We start from the raw sequence: 14290 nt of genomic DNA on the forward strand, positions 1-14290 counted from the left end.
TCAAGGTGATTCCCGTGATCGACCAGGAGCTGTTCACCATCGGCCAGCTGTCGCGGCGCACCGGCCTGCCGGTGCGCACGATCCGGTTCTGGTCCGACAGCGAGCTGATCCCGCCGACCACCCGGTCCGCGGGCAACTACCGGCTCTACGACGCGGCCGCGCTCGGCCGGCTCGAACTGGTCCGGACGCTGCGGGAACTGGGGATCGACCTCGACACCGTGCACCAGGTGCTCAGCCGGGCCACCACGGTGGCCGAGGTCGCCGGGACGCATGTGCAGGCCATCGACGCCGAGATCCGGACGCTGCGCCTGCGCCGCGCCGTGCTGCGGTCGATCGCGCGCCGGGGAAGCACCACAGAGGAGATGAGGCTCATGAACGACATGGCACGGCTGTCCGCCGAGCAGCGACAGCAGATCATCGACGAGTTCGCCGACGCGACGTTCGCCGGCATCCCGGACGACGCGCCGGGGGCGTGGATCGCCCAGGCGATGCGGACCATGCCCGCCGAACTGCCGGACGAACCCACCGACGAGCAGGTCGATGCGTGGCTGGAACTGGCGGCTCTGGTGGCCGACCCGTCCTTCCGGGAAAGCGCCCGGCGGATGGCGGTGACCGGCGCCGACCCGGCCACGGAGGCGCCGTCCGACGCGGACCGGCAGCTGATGGCGGAGCTCTGCAGCGACGCCGTGAAGCGCGGTATCGCACCGGATTCGCCGCAGGGGCAGGAAATCCTGGGCCGGTTGGTCGACCCGTCGAGGAGCCGGGCGGACCGGATCCGGCTGGCCGACCAGATCGACCTGTTCACCGACGCCCGGGTCGAGCGCTACTGGGAGCTGGTCGGCGTGCTGAACAACCGGCCGCCGTTCCCCCGCATGGTGCCCGCCTTCGAGTGGATGTCGCAGGCGCTACGCGCGGGCTGACACCTCGTCCAGCCAGGCACGCATGAGGTAGCGGCCGATCGAGTCCCGCCGTCGCGGGTTGGCCACCCGCTCGGCGACCTCCTCCGGGGTGAACCAGCGCGCCTCCAGCAGTTCCGCGTGGTCGACCGCGATCTCCTCGGACGCGGCGACCGCGCGGAACCCGACCATCAACCCGGCCGGGAACGGCCAGGCCTGCGAGCCCTGGTAGCGCACGGAAGCGAGCCGGACCCCGGACTCCTCGGCCACCTCGCGGCGCACCGCCTCCTCGAGGCTCTCGCCGATCTCGACGAACCCGGCGAGCGTGCTGAACTGGTCGGGGGCGGCGCCCTGGTGGCGGGCCAGCAGGGCACGCTCCCCGTCCGGTGACGAGATCAGCACGATGACCGCCGGCTCGATCCGCGCGAACAGCAGCTTCGCGCACGCCGTGCACGCGCGGTGGTGCCCGCCGTCGCGCGGCTCCGTCGTACCGCCACACGCACCGCAGAACCGCTGGTTGCGGTGCCAGTGCAGCAGACCCCGGGCACACGCCAGCAACGCGGCGTCCGCATCGGACAGTCCACCGAAGAGCCCGCGCACGTCCATCACGGACTCCGCGGTGGCGACGTCCACCGCCTCCGGCTCGCTGAGCCCGGACAGGTCCGCGGCGAAGACCGGGCCCTCCGGCTGCACGCCGAGCAACACGGGATCGCCCGCGCGGCCCAGGAGCTCGGCCGCCGCGGGCATCGGCACCGTCACCGGCTTGCCGTCCCGGACCAGGCATTGATCACGCCACATCGGCACGACGGTGGCCGCCGTGTCACGCAATTGCGCGGCGAGCCACGCGGCGTCCGAACGACGCGCGCTCGCCCGGTCCAGGTCCAGCTTGCTGTAAGGCAGTGCCGATTCGATCACGAACCCGAGTGTTGCACCGGTTCCAGCGGTCGTTCGAAAAATGTCTCCAAGACCACCACGCTGCGCGCGGTGAGCACTTGATCCAATTCGTAGATCCGGCGCAGCACCACTTGCAGGTCCTCGGTGGTCGCCGTGCGGATCTTCAACAACAGCGATGCCGAACCCGCGACTATGTGCGCTTCTTGCACATCAGGCAAGGCCATCAGCGCGTCCCGGGTTTCGTCACTGCCCATCCAGGTACTCGCCTCGACGAGGACGAAGGCGAGCATCCCGCGCCCGACCGCGTCGTGGTCGACCTCGATGGTGGTGCGCCGGATGACGCCGCGTTCGCGCAGCTTGCGAACGCGCTCGTGCGCGGCGCCGGTTGAGAGCCCGACCGATTGGCCGAGCGTTGCGTAGGACTGGCTTGCGTCGGCTTGCAATAGCGTCAGCAATGACCGGTCAATGTCGTCCACCTGTTCCCCCAGTTGGCCGAATGACGTTCATAGCATTGGTGTGAACCTGTGCCACCTTACCCGTCAACGGGTCGCAACTGGTTTGTCCGCCTCCGGATCCTCGTGGTGCGTCGTGAACAGGCCGAGCGGGTCCGGGCGAAGCAGCGAAACACCGGCCAGCACCGAGAGCGCGGCAGCGCACGCCATGAACCACCAGTCGTAGAGCAGGTCCTCGCCGCCGGGTGTGTAGGTCAGCACGAGGAACACCGAGAGCGCCCCGATGATCGCCAGGTGACGGCGTTGCCAGGCCATCGCGGTCGCGATGACGAAGCCCCACATGAGGTACCACGGCATCGTCACCGGCGAGAGGGCGGCGGTGAGGAAGAGGATCAACGCCATCCGCTTCACCGCGTCGGGGCCGCCGTCGCGCGAACGCAACCACTGCTTGACGCCCACGTAAGCCAGGACCAGACCGCCCAGCACGCGCGCCGGGATCGTGTAGAAGCCGATCGGGGTGTCCACGAAGATCCGGACGAGCGAGTGGACGATCTCGCCGAGCGCGGTCGGCGCGGACAGCCAGTTCTCCACCATCGCGGGCGCGCGCAACGCCACGATCCAGCCCAGGTTCAGTTGCGCGACCCAGGTGAGGGCGGCGAAGAGCCCGACGAAGATGCCCAGCGACGGCGCCAGCGCCTTGAGGAAACGGCGCCCCCACTTCTCGTCGGGCAGGTGCGCCGCCCAGACCAGCACCAGGAACGGCAACGCCATCGCCGCCGTCGGCTTGATCGCCATCGCCAGGGTCGCGAGCGCGATGCCGGCCCAGTGTTTGCGCCGCAACGTCAGCAGCGTGCCGCTGGTCAGGAACCCCAGCATCAACATGTCGTTGTGCGGCCCGCCGATCAGGTGCACGACGGTCATGGGGCTCGCGAAGGCCAGCCACATGGTCACCGACATCTTGCCGCCGAGCTCGTGCACCAGCCCGCGCAGCGCCCACACGGTCAGCACGAGACCGGGCACCAGCACCAGGCGCATCAGGATGACGCCGATGATCATGTGCTGGCCGACGACCGCCGCGACGCCCTTGGCGATCAACAGGAAGAGCGGCCCGTACGGCGCGGGGGTGTTCTGCCAGAACGGGTGCACGTTCTGCACCAGGTCCGGGTAGTCGTTCAGCACGACCGGACCCGCCGCGTACGGGTCGAAACCGTGCAACGCCTGCGCGCCCTGCGCGAGGTAGGAGAAGACGTCACGGGTGAAGACCGGCGGCGAGAACAGCATCGGGATCGCCCAGCAGACCGCGGCCAGCAGCACCGGCCGCGCCGCGACCCGGCCGGCGAGCACGTGACGGCCCAGCCGCACCCACGCCCACACCACCAGCGCGAAGCCGATGTAGAGGGTCGCGGTGGCAAGCATCTTGCCGTGCCCGTAGCGGATCGCCGAGAGCGGCCCGGTGCCGATCAGCGGGTCGTGGATGAGCGTGCCGCCCGCGCCGACCGCGGACAGCATCAGCAGCACCGTGCCCGCCGTGCCCAGCGCGATCGTGCGCCACGGCAACGGCGCGCGTCGCTCGGCTTCGGCCGCCGCGTCGGATTCCGGCGGATCGCGCAGGACCTCGTCCGGCGGGAGCTCCGTGCTCGGTGCGTCGGAGCCGCCGGGCTGCGCGTCGGCTTGTGCGGGCAGGTCAGTGGGTGTCGCCATGGCGGGATCGAGGTTACACAGGGTGCGGAGGCCGACCTTCTGGCTGGTTGCCTGACCTCTCCCCTGTCCTGGCTTTCCCACCGCGGCGCTGGACCAGCGGCCGCTTGTGCGATAGTATCGGACATCAATATAGGAATTAGCTGATTTTTAAACGTGGAGGCTGGGACCGTGGAAGACGTCGGCGAGATCGGGCGGTTGCTGTTCGGCCGGCCCTGCCGGTTGCGCGTCGCGCTGTGGATCCACGGCCGCGGCAACCAGCGCTTCTACCAGTCCGAACCGCCGGACGAGGTGATCCCCCAGAGCGCGGCCGGCACCGAGCTGCGCCGCTTCGTGCACCTCGGCATGCTCACCGAGCACCGCGAGACCGGCAGCCGACGCGTGTACTACGAGCGCACCAGCAGTCCGCTGTGGAGCATCATCGTGGCCGCCGCGAGGGTCATCGGCCCGAACCAGATCTGACCAGCTCAGGCGCGGCGAGATCGGTGTTGTCGACCACGAGGTCCGCGCGCTCCCACGGCACGCACGCGGCGAAGTAGAGCTGCTGCCCTTCGACGTAACGCCGCACGCTCGGATGACCCGGGTCCGGCGCGGTACCGTCGCGCACCGCCATCCGGGCCACCGAAACGGGGAACGGGACCCGCAGGAAGATCGACAGGTCCCAGCACCCGATCAGCTCGTCGCGGTGCAGGAAGAGCCCGTCGACCACGACGACCGCCGCCGGTGGCGCCTGCTCCACCGGCGGCCGCACGTACTCGTCGGTCACCAGGTCGTGCGACGCTCGGCGGAACCGGGGCGAACCACCACGCCCCAACGGGATCAGCACACGCTCACGCAGGGCCGGGTAGTCGTAGGTGTCCAGCCAGAACCCCTCCAGCGAGTCCCGCCCGCGCCGGTGCCGGATCGCCCTCGGGTGGTGGAAGTCGTCGACCGAGACGCGGATCGCCGCGCGACCGGAGGACCGCAGCCGCGCGGCGAGTTCGTCGGCGAAGACCGTCTTGCCCGCACCGTCCACCCCGTCGACGGCGACGAGCACGCAGTCCACTCCCCTGGCGGCCGGGACCCGCTCGGCCACCGCGCCGAGCAAGCTGTCCCGACCCGCGGTTACGCGGTCACCTCGCCCGCGGGCAACGCCGTTCCGTCGGGCAGCGCGGCCAGCAACTGCTTTGTGTACTCGTGCTTCGGGTCGCGCAGGACCTCGGCCACCGTGCCGACCTCGACCAGTTCGCCCTTGTACATCACGGCGACCCGGTCGGCGATGTTCCACGCCAGCCCCAGGTCGTGGGTGATGACCAGAGCGGCCAAGCCGAGCGAGGCACGCAAGCGCAGCAGCAGGGCCAGGATCTCGCCCCGCACCGACGCGTCCAGGGACGCCACCGGCTCGTCGGCCACGAGCAGGGTCGGCGCCAAGGCCAGCGCACCCGCGATCACCACGCGCTGGCGCTGCCCACCCGAGAGTTCGTGCGGCAGCACCGTCATGAACCGCTCCGGCGGCCGCAGCTCCGCCGCCTCGAGCGCCTGCGCCACCAGCTCGCGCTCGTCGCCGGGCAGCTTGTGGATCCGCAGCCCCTCGGCGATGGCCTCGTAGACCGTGTGCCGCGGGTTGAGGGCGCTCGTCGGGTCCTGCAGCACAAGCTGGACCTTGCGCCGGTAGGCCCGCAGCGCACGGGCCGAATGTGGCAACGCCTTGCCCTCGAACAGCACCTGGCCGCTGGTCGGCTTCTGCAGCCCCAGGATCGTCCGGGCGAGCGTCGTCTTGCCCGAGCCGGACTGGCCCACCAAGGCGACGATCTCGCCCGGGTACACCTCGAGGTCGACGCCCTTCACCGCCTCGGTGGTCTGGCCGCGGCCGGTGAACGTCACCCGGAGATTGTCGGTACGCAGCAACGGTTCCACGCCCTCGGCCACCGGCTCCGGCGCGCCGGGCAGGCCGAGCTCACTCGACGTCGCCGGCGCATAACGCGACGACGGATCGCCGATGGTCGGGAACGCCGCCGCGAGCGCCTTGGTGTGCTCGTGCTTCGGCTCGCCGATCACCTGGCGCGACGGGCCTTCCTCGACGAGCTTGCCCGCGTACATCACCGCGAGCCGCGCGCAGGTGGCGCCGAGCACGGACAGGTCGTGGCTGATCATGATCAGCCCGATCCCGTGGTCGGCCACCAGCCGCGACAGCAGCGCGAGCACCTGCGCCTGCACGATCACGTCCAGCGCGGTGGTCGGCTCGTCGGCGATCACCAGACGCGGCTCGCACGCCAGCGCCATCGCGATCATGACGCGCTGCTTCTGCCCACCGGAGAGCTCGTGCGGGTAGGCGTCGGCCCGTGCCACCGGGAGCTCGACCTGCTCCAGCAGTTCGCGCACCCGGCTCTTCACATGCCCGGCCGGGACGGTGCCGTGCAGCCGGATCGGCTCGGCGATCTGCTCGCCGATGCGCTTGACCGGGTTCAGCGCGTGCATGGCGCCCTGGAACACCACCGACGCCGACGCCCAGCGCACCGTGCGCAGCCGGCCGAAGGACATCTGCGTGATGTCCTCGCCGTCGAGCAGGATCTCGCCCTCGATCTGCGCGCTCTTGGGCAGCAACCGCAGCACGGACATGGCCAGCGTCGACTTCCCGCAGCCCGACTCGCCCGCGAGGCCGAGGGTCTCCCCCGCCCGCAACGACAGGTCGACCCCGTCGACCGCGAGCAGGCCCGACCGGCCGCCGTACCGCACGGTCAGGCCGCGCAGCTCCAGCAACGGGGTTGTGGTCGAGGACGTGGATGTCAACGAGGCTCCCGGAGTCGGGGGTTGAGCACGGTCTCCAGCGCGCGACCGCACAGCGTGAACGCGAGCACGACGACGCCGATCGCGACGCCAGGCGGCAGCAGATACCACCATGCGCCGGCCAGCGCGGCACTGTCGACCGTGGCGTTGTGCAGGATCCCGCCCCACGAGGTCTGGAACGGGTCGCCGAGGCCGAGGAACGCCAGCGTCGACTCGGCCACGATCGCGTTCCCGACCGCCAGCGTCGCGTTGACGAACACCAGCGGCAGCACGGCGGGCAGCACGTGCTTGACGATGATGTGCAGGTTGCCGCCGCCGAGCGCACGCGAGCGCTCGATGTAGGGCCGTGCCTCCACCGTCAGGGTCTGCGCGCGCACGAGCCGCGCGGCGGAGGGCCACGACGTCAACCCGATCGCGACGATGATGGTGCCAATTCCTGGTTCGAGCACGGTCGACAGCGCGATGGCGAGCACCAGCGACGGCAGCACCAGGAAGAAGTCCACGATCCGCAGCAGCACCGCCGACACCCAGCGGCCGTAGTGCGCGGCGATGATGCCGATGACCGTGCCGATCACCACCGACAGCAGGGCCGCCGAGATCCCGATCAGCAGCGACACCCGGGTGCCCCACCACGTCAGCAGCAGGATCGACCGGCCGTCGACGTCGGTGCCGAGCCAGAAGTTGCCGTCCGGCGGCCGCATCCGCCCGCCGGTCGCCTTCGTGACGTCCAGACCGTCCTCATTGGACAGCACCGGCGCCAGCAACGCGAGCAGGACGGCGAGCACCAGCACGCCGAGCCCGACGAGACCCGACTTGCTCGACGAGAACTCGCGCCACGCGGCCGCAGCGGCCCGGCCGCGCCGCTGCCAAGCCAACGCCCGGGGACTCAGCGTTTTGAGGCTAACCCCCTCATCACTCATACGGCACGCACCCTGGGGTCGAGGAACCGGTACAGCACGTCCGCGATCAGGTTCATCACCAGCACCGCGGCCGCGAGCACGATGAACGTCCCCTGCAGCACGGGCAGGTCGGGCACGCCGATCGCGTTGTAGGTCATCTGGCCGAGACCGGGCCACGAGAACACCGCTTCCACGGTGATCGCGCCGGCCACCACCATGCCGAGGTGCAGGAACACCAGGGTCACGGTCGGCAGCAACGCGTTGGGCACCGCGTGCCGGCGCCGGACCAGGTCGTCACGCAGACCCTTGGCCCGCGCGGTGGTCAGGTAGTCGGCGTCCATCTCCTCCAGCAGCGACGACCGCATCACCAGCTGGTACTGGGCGTAGACGACCGCGACCAACGTGATCACTGGCAACACCAAGTGGTGCAGGATGTCCAGCGCCTGCGACAGGAAGTCCGGTGGCGTGTCCGGGTAGACCATGCCGCCGGACGGGAACAGCCCGCCCGCCGCGGTCAGCAGGATCATGCCGAGCCAGAACGTCGGCATCGACCAGAACGCCAGGGCGATCCCCGTGGACGCCTTGTCGAACACGCTGTTGCGCTGCCACGCGGCGCGGGTGCCCAGCCACAGCCCCAGCGCCACCGCGAGGATCGTGCCGGTGCCGACCAGCAGCACCGTCGGCCACAGCTTCTCCAGGATCATGTCGCCGACCGGGCGCGAGTACTGGTAGGAGTCGCCGAAGTCGCCGTGCAGCAGCTTGACCAGGTAGTCCCAGAACTGCGCGATCTTGGGCTTGTCCAGGCCGTAGCGGTGCTCGAGGATCGCCAGCTGCTCGTTGGTGACCGGGTGCCCCCGCGTCATGGTCTTGACAGGGTCGCCCGGCATCACCCGGAACAGGATGAAGCCGAGCACGACCACCATGAACAGGCTGATGACCGCGCCGCCCAGCTTGGTGAGCAGGTAACGGGCGGTGCCGCCACCACGACGTGGTGACGGCACCTCCGCGACTGCCTCGCTTGCGGGAGCCAGTAGATCTGTCACGCGTTACTCGCGCTCGTCCGCGGTGCTCTTGCGCCGCCGGGCCACGACGACACCCGCGACCGCCGCGATCACCACGACACCGCCGATCACGCCGAGGATCAACCCGGTGTTGGAGCCGCTGTCCTGCGAGGACGCGTTCGACGCGCCACCCTCACCCGCGGGCACGGCACCGTAGTAGCCCCAGTAACCCTGCTGGTAGGTGATCGTGCCGCCCGGGTCGGGCTGCGTGGCGAAGCTCGCGAACTTGTCCTTGCGGTAGGCCTCGAGCGAGTCGTCGTAGTAGAGCATCACGTTCACGGCGTTGTCGTAGAGCCGCGACTGCATCTGCTTGACGATGTCGATGCGCTTGGCCCGGTCGAACTCGGCCAGCTGCTGTGCGTACAGGTCGTCGTAGGCCTTGTCGCACATGAACGTGTCCGGCGTGCCGCCCTTGCCCTGGGCGTTGGGACGGGCCGAGCACGTCTGCAGGCTGAGGATGTTGTCCGGGTCCGGGCTGGAGCTCCACCCGCTGTAGGTCAGGTCGAACTGACCGGCCGTGGTGGCCTCGTTGATCTTGTTGTCGGACAGCGGCTGGATGGTGACGTTGATGCCGATGTCGTGCAGCCAGCCACGGATGTAGGGCGCGCCCTGCTGCTCCTGCGGCTTCTCGCTGTGGGTCAGCAACCGCAGGTTCAGCGGCTTGCCGCTGTGGTCGAGCCGGATGCCGTCCGAACCGCGCTTGTAGCCGGCCGCGTCGAGCGCCGCGTTGGCCGCGGTCGGGTTGAACTGGTGGCTCTGGGCCGGCGCCGGCGTCCAGTGGAAGTCGCTGAACACGGGCGGCACGTAGCTGCCGTCACCCGGCAACGCGTACTCGCCGTAGACCTTCTGGGTCAGCGTCTTGGTGTCGATGGCCTGAGCGATCGCACGGCGCAGGGCCACGTCCTTGAGCGCCGGGTTGCCGTTGCCGATGGCCTCGCCGCTGCTCGTGGTCGCGCCCGGGTTGATCACCAGCTCGTTGAACCGCCGGTCCTTGGCGTTGTTCAACGTGACGTTCGGTTCGTTCTTCAACACGTCGAACTGCGTCGCGCTCAGCTTGTTGACCAGGTCGACCTCGCCGTTGCGCAGGGCCTGCACCGAAGCGTCGGAGTTCTTGTAGTAGATGAAGTCGACTTCGTCGACCTTCGGCGCACCACGCCAGTACGACTTGTTGGCCACCATCTTCACGAACTGGTCGGCCTTGAACTCGGTGACCGTGAACGGCCCGCTGCCCACCAGGGGCATCGGGGGCTCGCCGCCGATGTCCTTCATCTTCGAGTAGACGTGCTCCGGGACGATCGGCACGTCCAGGCCCAGCATCGTCGCCTGCGGCTTCTTGGTCTTGATGACGAGCGTGTACGGGTCGGTCGCGGTGACCGACTCGAAGTTCGCCACGTAGCTGCCGTTGGCCGTGCGGGCGGTCTCGTTGGTGAGCATGGTGTTGAACGTGAAGGCCGGGTCCTTCGCGGTCAGCTCCTGGCCGTCGGACCACTTCACGCCGTGGCGCATGTGGAACGTCCACGTGAGCTTGTCCGGCGAGGTCTCCCAGCTCTCCGCCAGCGCACCCTCCGGCGCCATGTTCTTCTGGCCGAACACCGTGAGGTAGTCGTAGTTGGTGCGCAGGATGTTGGTGCTGAGCAGGTAGATCGCGATGTACGGGTTGAGCGAGTCCACCTCTTGGGTCACACCGATCCGCAGCACCTTCTTGGCCGGCGCGTTCTGGGCCTGTGCGGTCGGCGCCACCTGTGGCACCATTGCCGGGGCAAGGGCCAGCGCGAGAGCACTCACTCCCGCTGCGAGGCCGATTCCCCATCTCCTGGGCTGCACGACTACCACCTACTTCCGCTGATGTGTGGCAAGAAGTAACCACTGGTCAACCCTGTATGTCAACGATTACCGCAAGGTTCGTCCAAGACGTAACGTTGACCCGTGCGGATCATGATTTCGGCGGACATGGAAGGCGCCACCGGCGTCACCTACACCCAGGATGTGATACCGGGTACCGAGCAGTGGCAACGGTTCCGGAGGCTCTTCACCGGGGACGTCAACGCGGCCATCGCGGGTCTCGTCGCGGGCGGCGCGACCGACGTCCTGGTCAACGAGGCCCACTCCTCGCAACGCAACCTGCTGCTCGAGGACCTCGACGACCGGGCGAAGATGCTCACCGGCAGACACAAGCCGCTGTCCATGATGCAGGGCATCGACTCCGGTGTGGACGGCGTGGTGTTCCTCGGCTACCACACCGGTGCCGGGGTCGACGGCGTGCTGGCCCACACATACCTGGAGAACTCGATCACCGGCGTGTGGCTCGACGGCGTGCACGCCAGCGAGGGCAGGCTCAACGCCGCCGTGGCCGCGGAGCACGGCGTGCCCGTCCTGCTGGTCACCGGCGACGACCTGACCTGTGCCGACGCCGACGACTACGCGCCGGATGCCGGCAAGGTGGCCGTGAAGGAGTGCGTGAGCCGCTACGCGGCGATCTGCACGCCGCCGGCGCGCACGGTGGCCGAGATCAAGCAGGCGGCCAAGGCGGGGATGGGCAAGGCGGGCCGGGTGGACGGTGCCGTGGCGCCGCACCGGATCGAGGTGGAGTTCGACGCGACCCACCTCGCGCACGCCGCCGCGGTCGTGCCCACGGTGGAGCTCGTGGGCACCCGCCGGGTCGGCTTCGACGCGGTGTCCATGACCGAGGCGATGAAGGCGTTCAAGGTGGTGACCGCCATCGCGGCGGGCGCCGTGGAGGGAATCTATGGCTGAGCAGGAGGAAAGCAGGATCGACACCGACCGGGTCGCGGCGCTGTGCGCCGACCTGATCAGGTTCGACACGACCAACCGCGGCGAGGGCGACGCCAACGGCGAGCGTGAAGCCGCCGAGTACGTGGCGGCCGAACTGGAGAAGGCGGGTCTCGTCCCGACCATGCTCGAGTCCGCGCCCCGCCGGGCCAACGTGGTCGCGCGGATGACCGGGACCGACCCCTCGCTGCCCGCGTTGCTGGTGCAGGGCCACCTCGACGTCGTGCCGGCCAACCCGGCCGAGTGGACGTTCCCGCCGTTCTCCGGCGAGATCCGGGACGGCTACGTGCACGGCCGCGGCGCGACGGACATGAAGGACTTCGTCGCGATGGCGCTCGGCGTCCTGCACCGCTGGGCCGAGCAGGGCCGGGCCCCGCGACGCGACATCGTGTTCGCCTTCGTCGCCGACGAGGAGACCACCGGTACCTACGGCGCGCACTGGCTCGTGGACAACCACGCCGACCTGTTCGCCGGCTGCGCCGCGTCGATCAGCGAGTCCGGCGCGTACACCACGCACGCGACAGCGGCCGACGGCCGGCCGGTGCGGATCTACTCGATCGGCACGGCCGAACGCGGCACCGCGCACGTCCTGCTGACCGCGACCGGCCGCGCGGGCCACGGCTCCCGGCGCAACGACGACAACGCGGTGGTGCGGCTCGCGCGGGCCCTGGTCCGCATTGCCGACCACAAGTGGCCGGTCACGCTCAGCCCGACCGTGGAACGCTGCATCGTCCGCACGGGCGCGGCGCTCGGCGTGCCCGTGGACCTGTCCAGCGACGACGCCGTGGACGCCACGGTGGCCGCGTTCGGCGCGGCGTCGAAGCTGGTCGAGAACACCATCCGCAACAGCACGACCCCGACCATGTTGGACGCCGGCCTCAAGGTCAACATCATCCCCGGTACAGCTCGAGCTCAGGTTGACATCCGGGTGCTGCCGGGCACCGAGGCCCAGTTGCTCGACGAGCTGGACCGGCTGCTCGGCCCGTCGATCAACCGCACGTTCGTCGCGAACCAGCCCGCTGTGCAGGCTCCCCTGGACACCGAGTGGTTCGACGCGATGGCCGGCGCGCTGGTCGCCGAGGACCCCGAGGCCGTCGTCGTGCCGTACTGCCTCGGCGGGGGCACCGACGCCAAGGCGTTCAGCCGGCTCGGCATGGCCTGCTACGGGTTCAACCCGCTGTGGATCCCGCCGGAGTTCGACTACCGCTCGGCGGCGCACGGCATCGACGAGCGGGTTCCGGTCGCGGCTCTGGCGTTCGGCACCAACGTCCTGGACCGGTTCCTGTCGACCTGCTGAACATACCCTTGCGGTTATATACCTCAGTCGGTATGTTCGAGGTGTGTCCACCGTATTCGACGTGCTCGCCGAACCGGCGCGCCGCCGCATCCTCGACCTGTTGCGAGAGCGGCCGCGCCCGGTCGGCGAGCTGACCGAGCGGCTCGGGTTCAGCCAGCCCGGCACGTCCAAGCACCTCCGCGTGCTGCGCGACGCCGGGCTCGTCCGCGTGCGCAAGCAGGCGCAGCGGCGGGTGTACGAGCTGGACCCGGCACCACTGGCCGAGCTGGACGCCTGGCTCGCCCCCTACCGGCAGCTCTGGTCGGACGCGCACGACCTGCTCGGTCACCACCTGGACCAGATGGAGGAGCTGGACGACCGATGACCCACAGCCTCACGCCGGACGGCGCCCGCCACCGGCTGCGCATCGAACGCCGCTACCCGCACCCCGTGCGCAAGGTGTGGCGCGCCATCACCGACCCGTCGGAGCTCTCCGGCTGGTTCCCCGCGCGCGTCGAGACCGAGCTCGCGGTGGGCGCCCGGATGACGTTCACCTTCCCCGGGCAGCCGGCGGAGACGAACGGGACGATCACGGAGTTCGACCCGCCGACGGTGTTCGGCTTCGACTGGGGTGAGGACTCGCTGCGCTGGGAGCTGCGCGCCGACGGCCCGGACGCCACCGTCCTGGTGTTCACCCACGTCTTCGACGACCGGCCCCGCGCGGCGAGCTTCGCGGCCGGCTGGGACGGCTGCTTCGACGCGCTCGACCAGGTGCTCGACGGCGTCGCGGTCACCGAGGCGGCGCCGTACCCGCCCCGGCACGAGTCCTATGTGGAGCGGTTCAGCCTGGGCCGGGGTTGGCTCGAGGGCACGAACGTGGTGTTCGACCGGGTCTACCCATGGCCGAGGGAAGCCGTCACCGACGCCCTGCGGGCTCAAGGTCCAGTTGAGGGTGAGATCAACTGGTCCACAGAGGACGTTCCGGGCGGCAGCCGGATCAGGTTGCTGGTCAAGGATCCGGACGATCCCGACGCGGTGCTCGAGCAGTGGGGCCGGCGGCTCGCCGACGTGGCGGCCGCGCTCAGTGCGCGGTGAGCCCACCGATCAGCGCGGCGAGGTGCTGGCGCAGCGTCGCCGCGTCGGCCGGGCCGATGACCGTCCACTCGCGACCATCGTGGTCCCGGCGGGTGCGGCGCAGGTAACGCCCGGAGTCCAGGTCGAACCACGCGAGCTCAGGCGACCGGTGCAGCGTCCCGGCCGCCGTGCGCACGGCGGCGGACACCGTGCCGCCACGCAGGGGCTCCTGGTCGAGGGTGGCGGCGGGGCCGAGCTCGTCGGTCGGCACGACCACCGACGCGAGCGTGCCCCGCGCGACCGGCGGCAGCGTCTCGACGACCGCGGACGCGATGCTCTCCGGCTGCACGGCCCGCACCCGTACCCCGTCGCCGTTCTGGCTGGCCAGCGCGGCCACGCCCGCCGAGGACCCGGCCAACACGCGCAGGTCCGGCTGCTGGTGCACGGCATCGACCCGCACCCGCGGGCGCGAGCACGGCCACCA

The 14290-nt window shown here is 70.1% G+C and carries 15 protein-coding genes; 6 read left to right on the top strand and 9 right to left on the bottom strand.

Annotated elements, in window-relative coordinates; translation table 11 throughout:
* Positions 1-14 precede the first annotated feature (14 nt).
* A complete protein-coding gene (locus EV186_RS35665) occupies positions 15-920 on the top strand; it encodes a helix-turn-helix domain-containing protein (RefSeq protein ID WP_243754489.1) in 906 nt (301 codons plus the stop codon).
* On the opposite strand, the gene nudC is transcribed toward EV186_RS35665, so the two are convergent.
* The 3 genes from nudC to mptB all read right to left on the bottom strand — a co-directional run bounded on the left by nudC (position 906) and on the right by mptB (position 3943).
* Entirely contained in the window at positions 906-1811 is a 906-nt protein-coding gene (nudC, locus tag EV186_RS35670) for an NAD(+) diphosphatase (protein ID WP_208115949.1), read from the bottom strand. The two genes, EV186_RS35665 and nudC, sit on opposite strands and share 15 nt — an antisense overlap.
* Complete coding sequence (locus EV186_RS35675; RefSeq protein WP_133853935.1) at positions 1808-2266, bottom strand: Lrp/AsnC family transcriptional regulator; 459 nt, start codon at positions 2264-2266, stop codon at positions 1808-1810. The genes nudC and EV186_RS35675 overlap by 4 nt, the downstream gene beginning before the upstream one ends.
* A 63-nt stretch (positions 2267-2329) precedes the next feature.
* Positions 2330-3943: a polyprenol phosphomannose-dependent alpha 1,6 mannosyltransferase MptB gene (mptB, locus tag EV186_RS35680; RefSeq protein ID WP_166659484.1), complete on the bottom strand. Its 1614-nt coding sequence runs from the start codon at positions 3941-3943 to the stop codon at positions 2330-2332.
* A gap of 168 nt (positions 3944-4111) precedes the next feature.
* Between mptB and EV186_RS35685 the strand changes: the two genes are divergently transcribed.
* Positions 4112-4402 (top strand): hypothetical protein, encoded by a 291-nt coding sequence (locus EV186_RS35685; RefSeq protein ID WP_133853936.1) that lies wholly within the window; start codon positions 4112-4114, stop codon positions 4400-4402.
* On the opposite strand, the gene EV186_RS35690 is transcribed toward EV186_RS35685, so the two are convergent.
* The 5 genes from EV186_RS35690 to EV186_RS35710 are packed head-to-tail and all read right to left on the bottom strand — an operon-like array spanning position 4380 to position 10406.
* Positions 4380-5015, bottom strand: a complete 636-nt coding sequence (locus EV186_RS35690; protein WP_243754490.1) for a nucleoside/nucleotide kinase family protein — start codon at positions 5013-5015, stop codon at positions 4380-4382. The genes EV186_RS35685 and EV186_RS35690 overlap by 23 nt on opposite strands.
* A gap of 29 nt (positions 5016-5044) precedes the next feature.
* Entirely contained in the window at positions 5045-6709 is a 1665-nt protein-coding gene (locus tag EV186_RS35695; RefSeq protein ID WP_243754491.1) for a dipeptide ABC transporter ATP-binding protein, read from the bottom strand.
* A complete protein-coding gene (locus tag EV186_RS35700) occupies positions 6706-7626 on the bottom strand; it encodes an ABC transporter permease (RefSeq protein WP_133853939.1) in 921 nt (306 codons plus the stop codon). Before EV186_RS35700 ends, EV186_RS35695 begins: the two co-directional genes overlap by 4 nt.
* Complete coding sequence (locus EV186_RS35705; protein ID WP_424984025.1) at positions 7623-8648, bottom strand: ABC transporter permease; 1026 nt, start codon at positions 8646-8648, stop codon at positions 7623-7625. Before EV186_RS35705 ends, EV186_RS35700 begins: the two co-directional genes overlap by 4 nt.
* 3 nt (positions 8649-8651) lie before the next feature.
* Complete coding sequence (locus EV186_RS35710; protein ID WP_341816050.1) at positions 8652-10406, bottom strand: ABC transporter substrate-binding protein; 1755 nt, start codon at positions 10404-10406, stop codon at positions 8652-8654.
* Positions 10407-10592: 186 nt separating this feature from the next.
* Here EV186_RS35710 and EV186_RS35715 point away from each other — a divergent pair, with 186 nt between their 5' ends.
* Genes EV186_RS35715 through EV186_RS35730 form a run of 4 tightly spaced genes read left to right on the top strand, consistent with a single transcriptional unit; the run spans position 10593 to position 13827 of the window.
* Complete coding sequence (locus tag EV186_RS35715) at positions 10593-11420, top strand: M55 family metallopeptidase (protein ID WP_208115950.1); 828 nt, start codon at positions 10593-10595, stop codon at positions 11418-11420.
* Positions 11413-12753: a M20/M25/M40 family metallo-hydrolase gene (locus EV186_RS35720; protein ID WP_133853940.1), complete on the top strand. Its 1341-nt coding sequence runs from the start codon at positions 11413-11415 to the stop codon at positions 12751-12753. The genes EV186_RS35715 and EV186_RS35720 overlap by 8 nt, the downstream gene beginning before the upstream one ends.
* A 43-nt stretch (positions 12754-12796) precedes the next feature.
* Positions 12797-13117 (top strand): ArsR/SmtB family transcription factor, encoded by a 321-nt coding sequence (locus EV186_RS35725; RefSeq protein WP_133853941.1) that lies wholly within the window; start codon positions 12797-12799, stop codon positions 13115-13117.
* A complete protein-coding gene (locus EV186_RS35730; RefSeq protein ID WP_133853942.1) occupies positions 13114-13827 on the top strand; it encodes an SRPBCC family protein in 714 nt (237 codons plus the stop codon). Before EV186_RS35725 ends, EV186_RS35730 begins: the two co-directional genes overlap by 4 nt.
* Here the strand turns inward: EV186_RS35730 and EV186_RS35735 are convergent.
* Complete coding sequence (locus tag EV186_RS35735; RefSeq protein ID WP_166659485.1) at positions 13814-14266, bottom strand: ESX secretion-associated protein EspG; 453 nt, start codon at positions 14264-14266, stop codon at positions 13814-13816. The two genes, EV186_RS35730 and EV186_RS35735, sit on opposite strands and share 14 nt — an antisense overlap.
* Between the last annotated feature and the right edge of the window lie 24 nt (positions 14267-14290).

Source organism: Labedaea rhizosphaerae, from assembly GCF_004362825.1.
GTDB classification, from domain to species: Bacteria; Actinomycetota; Actinomycetes; order Mycobacteriales; family Pseudonocardiaceae; genus Labedaea; species Labedaea rhizosphaerae.